The organism is Nocardia wallacei, assembly GCF_029869545.1.
Classification (GTDB): Bacteria; Actinomycetota; Actinomycetes; order Mycobacteriales; family Mycobacteriaceae; genus Nocardia; species Nocardia wallacei_A.
This window is the reverse complement of sequence record NZ_JARWQD010000195.1, coordinates 1-7,596: the sequence shown is the minus strand read 5'-3', so window position 1 is coordinate 7,596 and position 7,596 is coordinate 1. Positions and strand designations below refer to the sequence as shown.

Genomic DNA, 7,596 nt, shown 5'->3' with positions numbered 1-7,596 from the left:
CTCCTGTTGGGTGAGACCGTACCACCACGGCTCCACCTGGTGCGCGCCACCCCCCTCCTTGGCGGGTTGCCCCTCGTCCAGCCACCAGGTCGCGGCCGTCGCCACCATCCCGACCAGCGCCTGCGCGTAGAGCGTGGCGAGGCTGGTGTCGAACCCGCGCCGTTCGAAATCGCCGCCGAGAATATGGGCCACCTGATTGACCGCCTCGTTCAGCAGGCTCGAATAGGTGCCCTCGGCCGCGGACACCGGCTGGTCGCGCATCAGGATGCGGAACCCGTCGGTGCGCTCCTCCATGTAGGTCAGCAACGCCAGTGCCACCTGCTCGAGCCGCACCCGCGACCGATTCTGCGTCAGCGAGGAGGTGATCATGTCCAGCAGCGTCGACATCTCCCGGTCGACGACCACGGCGTACAGGCCCTCCTTGCCGCCGAAGTGTTCGTACACAACGGGTTTGGAGACCTGGGCGCGCTGGGCGATCTCCTCGATGGAGGTGGCGTCGTAGCCGCGCTCGGCGAACAGCGCGCGGCCGATCTCGATCAGCTGCTGGCGCCGCTGGGTTCCGGTCATGCGGGGGCGCGGTGGCCGACTCGCCTCACTCGCAGTCATCGCTCCGCCTCCCTGCGAATCCCGTCCCGATCGACCGATAACTCTTCCAGACGCCCCGTCGGCCGCAACTCCCCGGGTGGCGGTTCCCGGCCATCACGCCCGCCGACGGGGACTTGCGAAACGTGTGCTGGGCGGAGCAGTTCGACGGAACGGCCTCGGCATGCGAGGATCATTCCCGCGTGCCGTGGCGCAGCGATGGATCCGAGGGTCCGCCGGTGCGACAATCCGCCGTAGTGTAATGGCAGCACCACTGATTTTGGTTCAGTTAGTCCAGGTTCGAGTCCTGGCGGCGGAGCTCGGGGGCGCGGTGATCGAGATCGGCCGACCCGGCGACTATGGTCGGTCGGCAGTGTCCGACAGGACCGAGGACAGCCCACACGAGGACAGGCAGCCGAGGGAGATCCATGCCACAGCAGACCGCCGTCGTCGTTCTCGCCGCCGGTGCCGGAACTCGAATGCGGTCCAAGACGCCGAAGGTGCTGCATTCGCTGGCCGGACGCAGCATGCTCGCACACGCGCTGCATGCGGCGAACGAGATCGACCCCGCCTACCTCGTCACCGTGATCGGGCACGATCGCGAGCAGGTGGGCGCCGCGATGAATTCCGTTGCGGCGGAACTGGGTCGCGAGATCACACCGGCGGTGCAGGAGCAGCAGCTCGGCACCGGGCACGCGGTGCAGTGCGCGCTGGCGGCGCTGCCCGAGGAGTTCGCCGGTGATCTGCTGGTGACCTCCGCCGACGTCCCGCTGCTGGACGGCGACACCCTGTCCGCGCTGGTCGCCGAGCACCGCAGCTATCCGCAGCGCTCCGCGGTCACCGTGCTGACCTTCGAACCCGACGATCCCAACGGCTACGGCCGCATCGTCCGCGACGCCGACGGCCATGTGCTCGAGATCGTCGAGCACGCCGATGCCACCCCCGAGCAGGCCGCCGTCACCGAGGTCAATTCCGGGGTCTACGTTTTCGACGTGGCGGTGCTGCGCGCCATGATCACCCGCCTCACCACCGCCAACGCCCAGCACGAGCTGTATCTCACCGATGTGCTGAAGCTCGCGCGCGAGGGCGGGCATCCGGTGCACGGCGCCCGCCTGGTCGACGCGGCCAAGGTGAGCGGGGTCAACGACCGAGTGCAGATGGCCGAGGCCGCCCGCATCTTCAACCGCTACATCCTCGAACGGCACATGCGGGCCGGGGTCACCGTGATCGATCCGGCCACCACGTGGGTGGACGCCGGGGTGCGGATCGGCCGCGACGCGGTGCTGCGGCCGGGTGTGCAGCTGCTGGGCAATACCGTCATCGGTGAGGACGCCGAGATCGGGCCCGACTCGACGCTCACCGATGTGGTGGTCGGCGAGGGCGCCGCGGTGGTGCGCACGCACGGCCGGGGCGCCACCATCGGCCCCGGCGCGAACATCGGGCCGTTCGCCTACCTGCGCCCGGGGACCGTCGTGGGCGTCTCCGGCAAGCTCGGAGCCTTCGTCGAAACCAAGAACGCCAGCATCGGCGCGCACACGAAGGTCCCGCACCTGACCTACGTCGGCGACGCGACCATCGGCGAGTACAGCAACATCGGCGCGTCCAGCGTGTTCGTCAACTACGACGGCGTGAACAAGCACCACACCGTCATCGGTTCGCACGTGAAGACGGGCAGCGACAATATGTTCGTCGCACCTGTGACGGTGGGTGACGGAGCCTATACCGGAGCGGGTACTGTGCTGCGTAGAAACGTCCCCCCGGGCGCATTGGCGGTGTCGGGCGGGGCACAGCGCAATATCGAGGGCTGGGTGCAGCGGAACCGACCCGGGACCGCTGCGGCGCAGGCGGCGGCGGACGCAATCGCGGCCGATGACAGGGCGAGTCAAGCAACCGAGCAAAAGGATGGCAACAAAGAGTGACCGCGTTCTCGACCGATAACCACAAGAACCTGATGCTGTTCTCGGGGCGCGCTCACCCCGAGTTGTCCGAGCAGGTTGCGAAGGAACTCGACGTCCCCATCACCCCGCAAACCGCCCGCGACTTCGCCAACGGAGAGACGTTCGTCCGGTTCGAGGAATCGGTGCGCGGCTCGGACGCCTTTGTGCTGCAGAGCTTCCCGGCCCCGCTGAACGAGTGGCTGATGGAACATCTCATCATGCTCGACGCGCTCAAGCGGGGCTCCGCCAAGCGCATCACCTCGGTGCTGCCGTTCTATCCCTACGCCCGCCAGGACAAGAAGCACCGCGGCCGCGAGCCCATCTCCGCCCGCCTGGTCGCCGATCTGCTCAAGACCGCCGGTGCGGACCGGATCATCACCGTCGACCTGCACACCGACCAGATCCAGGGCTTCTTCGACGGCCCGGTCGACCACATGCACGCGCTGGTGCAGCTGTCGGAGTACGTGCGCCAGCACTACACCCTCGACAACATCACCGTCGTCTCGCCGGACGCGGGCCGCGTGAAGGTCGCCGAGAAGTGGGCCGACTCGCTGGGCGGCGCCCCCGTGGCGTTCATCCACAAGACCCGCGACCCGCTGGTGCCCAACCAGGTCAAATCGCACCGCCCGGTCGGTGATGTCGACGGCCGCACCTGCATCCTGATCGACGACATGATCGACACGGGTGGCACCATCGCCGAGGCCGTGCGCGTGCTGCGCGAGGCCGGGGCCGGTGACGTGGTCATCGCCGCCACCCACGGCGTGCTGTCCAACCCGGCGGCCGAGCGCCTGTCGGCCTGCGGCGCCCGAGAGGTGATCGTCACCAACACGCTGCCGATCACCGAGGACAAGAAGTTCCCGTCGCTGACGGTGCTGACCATCGCCCCCCTGCTGGCCCGCACCATCCGCGAGGTCTTCGAGAACGGCTCGGTAACGGGCCTGTTCAACGGCTCCGCCTAGATTCCGGCCAAAAGCACGCCGGAAATGACGGGGGCACTCCGCACGCCGGAATGACGGGACGAAACCTGTCGTTCCGGCATGCCGACCTCCCCACTCCCGGCATACCGACCACCTCTCGGCATGCCGACCTCCTCACTCCCCGGCATACCGACCTCCTCCCGGCATGCCGACCTCCTCATTCCCGGCGTGCTTTTGGCCGGGAACCCTCTCGTTCTCGCACTTCGCACCCCATCGGCGGTAGCGTTGGAGGTAGCTCACGGGGGTTTGCTGCCGGTGAGCTGGCCTGCAAGAGAGGTGGGCACCATGGCCGAGACACCCGACGACAACCGGTTGATGGACGAGGTGTTCGAGATGGGCGACGACGACCGCGAAGACCTGGACTACGACATGGGCGAGGACGACCAGGCCGACGAGGTTCGCGAGTACGAGCGCTACATCACCGACCCACCGGACGACCTGGTGATTCGCTATCACGAGAACGAGGACACCGGCCGCCTGGGCATCGCCCGCGAACTCGATCAGGAGTGGACGCGCCGCCGCCGTCGCGACGAGGAGCGCGCGGAGGACGAGCGCCCGGCCGAGGTGGCCGCCATCGAGGTCCGCGACGAACCCAGGGATTGAGCGGAGCGGGCACGGGCGGGTGGAGAATTCGTCGGCACCCCGCGTTAGGTTTGCGGCATGAGTACGTTCGCGGGGTTCCCGGTCGCGGGGCTGGACTTCTACGAAGATCTCGAGGCCGACAATTCGAAGGCATTCTGGACCGCCAACAAGCACGTCTACGACGAGGCCGTGAAGGCGCCGATGGCCGCGCTGGTCGCCGAGCTGGAGCCCGACTTCGGGGCCGCCAAGATCTTCCGGCCGCATCGTGACGTGCGGTTCTCCAAGGACAAGTCCCCGTACAAGAATCACCAGGGCGCCGTGGTCCACACCGCGCCCGGCGTGGGCTGGTATGTCCAGATCGGCGCGCCCGGATTGTTCGTGGCCGGTGGCCTGTACTCGGTCTCACCCGACCAGCTCGCCCGCCTGCGCACCACGATCGACGACGAGGTGCGCGGTGCCGAGCTGGAGAAGATTCTCGCCGCGGTGCAGAAGGCGGGTTTTGCCCTCGGCGGCGACAAGCTCAAGACCCGCCCCAAGGGATACCCCGCCGACCACCCGCGCATCGACCTGCTGCGGCACAAGTCGCTGTCGGTCAGCAAGGAGTTCGGCGCCCCCGACTGGCTGGAGACCCCGCGTGTAGCCAAGGAGGTCCGCAAGTCCTGGGAGACCATGCGGCCCGTGGTGGAGTGGCTGGGCGCGGTGGTGGGGGAACTTCCGCGCTGATCCCGGCCAAAAGCATGCCGGGAATGAGGTAGCGGAGCGTGCTGTTAACCGCGGGCCGCCAGCACCAGGGCGAAGCGGTCGTCCGGGTCGGTCCACACCTGTTCGGTGTCGAATCCGGCCGCGGCCAATTCGGCGGTGAGGCCGTCGATCCGGAACTTGGCGGAGATTTCCGTGCGCATCTGCTCGCCCTCGTCGAAATGCACGGTGAGGTCGAGGTCGGCGACCGTCGCGGTCATCTCGCGCGTGGCCTCGAGACGCATCTCGATCCACTCGTTTCGCGCGTCCCACAGCGCCACGTGCCGGAAGCCCTGCGGATCGAAGTCCGCGCGCAGCCGGGAGTTCAGCACGGACAGCACATTTCGATTGAATTCCGCGGTGACACCGGCGGCGTCGTCGTAGGCCGGGACCAGCACGGCGGGATCGATCACCAGGCCCGCGCCGAGCAGCAACTGCTCCCCCGGTTCCAGCACATCCCGGATGCTCGACAGGAATTCGGCGCGCTCGGCCGGGACCAGATTGCCCAGGGTGCCCCCCAGGAAGGCGATCATGCGGCGACCACCGCGCGGCAGATTGTGCAGGGTGTCGGTGAAATCGCTGACCACCCCGTGCACGGCCAGCCCGGGGAATTCGGCGCCGACCTGTTCGGCGGCACCCCGCAGGGCCGATACCGAGACATCCTGGGGGACATAGGTTTTCAGCGGGCCCTCGCTGCTCAGCGCCTCGAGTAGGAGCCTGGTCTTGGCGGCCGAGCCCGCCCCCAGTTCGACCAGCACCTCGGCCTGGGCGATGCGGGCGATCTCGCCGACCACCCGCTCCAGCAGGGCCCGCTCGGTCCGGGTCGGGTAGTACTCGGGCAGCTGGGTGATGGCCTCGAACAGTTCGCTGCCCCGGGCATCGTAGAACCACTTGGGCGGCAGCCACTTCGGGGTCGCGGACAGGCCGAGCCGGGCGTCCGACCGCAGCGCCGCGGTGAGGTCGTCGTCGGTCAGGTGGATCTCCAGCGTCGGTGCGGTCATGTACGCGCCCTTTCGGATTCGTCGGAGTGCAGGGAGGCGACAGTCAGGTGACCGGGCCGCGCCGTCACCAGCTGCCGGTCCGCGACGGGCTGCCATCGCGGATCGTCGTCGTAGGGTTCGGAGGCCACCACCGCGATCTCGTCGGTGACCAGCACCGACAGCGAGTGGTACGCGGTGGTGGCCCAGAGGGTTTCGCCATCGCCGAGCAGCAGGTTCAGCCGCGCCCGGGGTGCCCGCTCCAGCACGGCACCCGCCAGCCGACGCAGTGCGATCGCCGGATCCGACTGTCGCACAAGCGCTTCTGGCGCATATGAGACTCCGGCCGGTTCCAGCAGGCCGCGCAGAATCACCCACAGCGCGGCGGAATCGGTGCGGGCCTCGGCCTCCAGCAACGAGGGCGATCCGAAGCCGGTGGCAACGGCGGTGAGCACCCGCCTCCAGTCCTGGACGACACCGTTATGGCTGAATGCCCAGCGCCCGTGGGTGAACGGCGCACAGGCCGACCGCTCCACCGGCATGCCGACCGTCGCCGAACGCACCGCCCCCAGCACCGCCGCCGACCGCAACTGTGGCAACACCTCGTCCACCGCCGGGTCGGTCCAGATGGGCGCGGCGTTGCGGTACCTGCTGGCGGCCGGGGCGTCGCGGTCTGCCGGTGGGTGTGCGCCATTGCCGTCGGGTGCTTGCACCTCCGTGGGCACCCACCAGGCGACGCCGAATCCGTCGGCGTTGATCGTGCCGCCACCGCGCATATCCCGTGGTGCCCATGCCTGGGCGCGCAGGGAATGCGTGCCGCGCGTGAGCAAGTCACCGACGGGGGCGGGCGGGCCGAGGTAGCCGAGATGACGGCACATCAGCGCTCGTCCGGACGCAGGTCGCGGGCCAGGCGGAAACCGGAGAAGATCTGGCGGCGGATCGGATGGTCCCAGTTGCGGAAGGTGCCGCGACACGCGACCGGATCCGTGCCGAAACTGCCGCCGCGCAGCATCTTGTAGTCGCCCCCGAAGAAGACCTCGGAGTATTCGCGATACGGGAACGCCTCGAAACCCGGATAGGCCTCGAAACCCGAGGACGTCCACTCCCAGACGTCGCCGATCAGCTGATGCACACCCGCCGGGGACGCACCCGCCGGATACGCGCCGACATCGGCCGGTTCCAGATGCCGTTGGCCGAGGTTGGCCGTGGATTCGGTGGGATCGGCATCGCCCCAGGGATAGCGCCGGACCCGCCCGGCGGCCGGATCGAACCGCGCCGCCTTCTCCCACTCGGCCTCGGTGGGCAGGCGCTTACCGGCCCACGTCGCGAATGCCTCGGCCTCGAACCAGCACACATGCACCACCGGCTGGTGCGGCCGGACCGGTTCCATGGTTCCGAAAACCCGTCGCCACCAACGATTTCCGCCGTCACGTTCCCAGAACTGCGGCGCGGTGAGATCGGCCTCGCGCCGGTGCGCCCACCCGCGCTCGGACCACAGTTCGGGCCGCTCGTACCCGCCGTCGGCGATGAATTCCTGATACTGCGCGTTCGTCACCGGCGCGGCATCGATCGCGAAGCCGGGCACGTACACCGGATGCGCGGGCCGCTCGTTGTCCAGCGCCCACGGGTCGGTCGAGGTGCCCATCGTGAATTCGCCTGCGGGAACGACGACTTCGCCGGAGACTGCCACCCGTGGTTTTGGGGGGGGGAGCCCCCCAAAAAACCCCGCCCCCCCCCCGAACGGCTGGGGGGGGCGCCAAGGAGGGGGGGTGGGGGCCGAGGGGTTGGGGGAGTTACCCCACC

General features: G+C 68.8%; 7 protein-coding genes, 1 tRNA gene and 1 pseudogene. 5 read left to right on the top strand and 4 right to left on the bottom strand.

Translation table 11 applies throughout. The features are described from left to right. On the bottom strand, positions 1–567 hold a 567-nt coding region (locus QH290_RS16005), incomplete at its 3' end, for a TetR/AcrR family transcriptional regulator (protein WP_280383633.1). A gap of 263 nt (positions 568–830) precedes the next feature. On the opposite strand from QH290_RS16005, the gene QH290_RS16000 reads away from it, so the two are divergent. The 5 genes from QH290_RS16000 (at position 831) to QH290_RS15980 (ending at position 4,801) form a co-directional block, all read left to right on the top strand. Next, positions 831–901 (top strand) — tRNA-Gln (locus QH290_RS16000). Between the two features lie 109 nt (positions 902–1,010). Beyond that, positions 1,011–2,501, top strand: a complete 1,491-nt coding sequence (gene glmU, locus QH290_RS15995) for a bifunctional UDP-N-acetylglucosamine diphosphorylase/glucosamine-1-phosphate N-acetyltransferase GlmU (protein WP_280383631.1) — start codon at positions 1,011–1,013, stop codon at positions 2,499–2,501. Further along, a complete protein-coding gene (locus tag QH290_RS15990) occupies positions 2,498–3,478 on the top strand; it encodes a ribose-phosphate diphosphokinase (protein ID WP_068020876.1) in 981 nt (326 codons plus the stop codon). Before glmU ends, QH290_RS15990 begins: the two co-directional genes overlap by 4 nt. Before the next feature lie 303 nt (positions 3,479–3,781). Further along, positions 3,782–4,099, top strand: a complete 318-nt coding sequence (locus QH290_RS15985; RefSeq protein ID WP_280261834.1) for a hypothetical protein — start codon at positions 3,782–3,784, stop codon at positions 4,097–4,099. A gap of 57 nt (positions 4,100–4,156) precedes the next feature. Continuing rightward, positions 4,157–4,801, top strand: a complete 645-nt coding sequence (locus QH290_RS15980) for a DUF2461 domain-containing protein (RefSeq protein WP_280261832.1) — start codon at positions 4,157–4,159, stop codon at positions 4,799–4,801. 44 nt (positions 4,802–4,845) lie between these two features. Here QH290_RS15980 and egtD read toward each other — a convergent pair whose 3' ends face one another. The 3 genes and pseudogenes from egtD to QH290_RS15965 all read right to left on the bottom strand — a co-directional run. After that, positions 4,846–5,817 carry an L-histidine N(alpha)-methyltransferase gene (egtD, locus tag QH290_RS15975; protein ID WP_280383629.1) on the bottom strand — a complete coding sequence of 324 codons (972 nt, stop codon included), beginning with the start codon at positions 5,815–5,817 and terminating at the stop codon, positions 4,846–4,848. Next, a complete protein-coding gene (gene egtC, locus QH290_RS15970; protein ID WP_280383626.1) occupies positions 5,814–6,671 on the bottom strand; it encodes an ergothioneine biosynthesis protein EgtC in 858 nt (285 codons plus the stop codon). The genes egtD and egtC overlap by 4 nt, the downstream gene beginning before the upstream one ends. Then, positions 6,671–7,474 (bottom strand): annotated as a pseudogene (locus tag QH290_RS15965) (SUMF1/EgtB/PvdO family nonheme iron enzyme); the annotation flags it as partial. The pseudogene QH290_RS15965 and the gene egtC, both read right to left, overlap by 1 nt. Between the last annotated feature and the right edge of the window lie 122 nt (positions 7,475–7,596).

Bases quoted from the DNA above. Each gene is read 5' to 3' on its own strand.
- glmU (WP_280383631.1), top strand. From the start codon at position 1,011: ATGCCACAGCAGACCGCCGTCGTCGTTCTCGCCGCCGGTGCCGGAACT.
- QH290_RS15985 (WP_280261834.1), top strand. From the start codon at position 3,782: ATGGCCGAGACACCCGACGACAACCGGTTGATGGACGAGGTGTTCGAG.
- QH290_RS15980 (WP_280261832.1), top strand. From the start codon at position 4,157: ATGAGTACGTTCGCGGGGTTCCCGGTCGCGGGGCTGGACTTCTACGAA.
- egtD (WP_280383629.1), bottom strand. From the start codon at position 5,817: ATGACCGCACCGACGCTGGAGATCCACCTGACCGACGACGACCTCACC.
- egtC (WP_280383626.1), bottom strand. From the start codon at position 6,671: ATGTGCCGTCATCTCGGCTACCTCGGCCCGCCCGCCCCCGTCGGTGAC.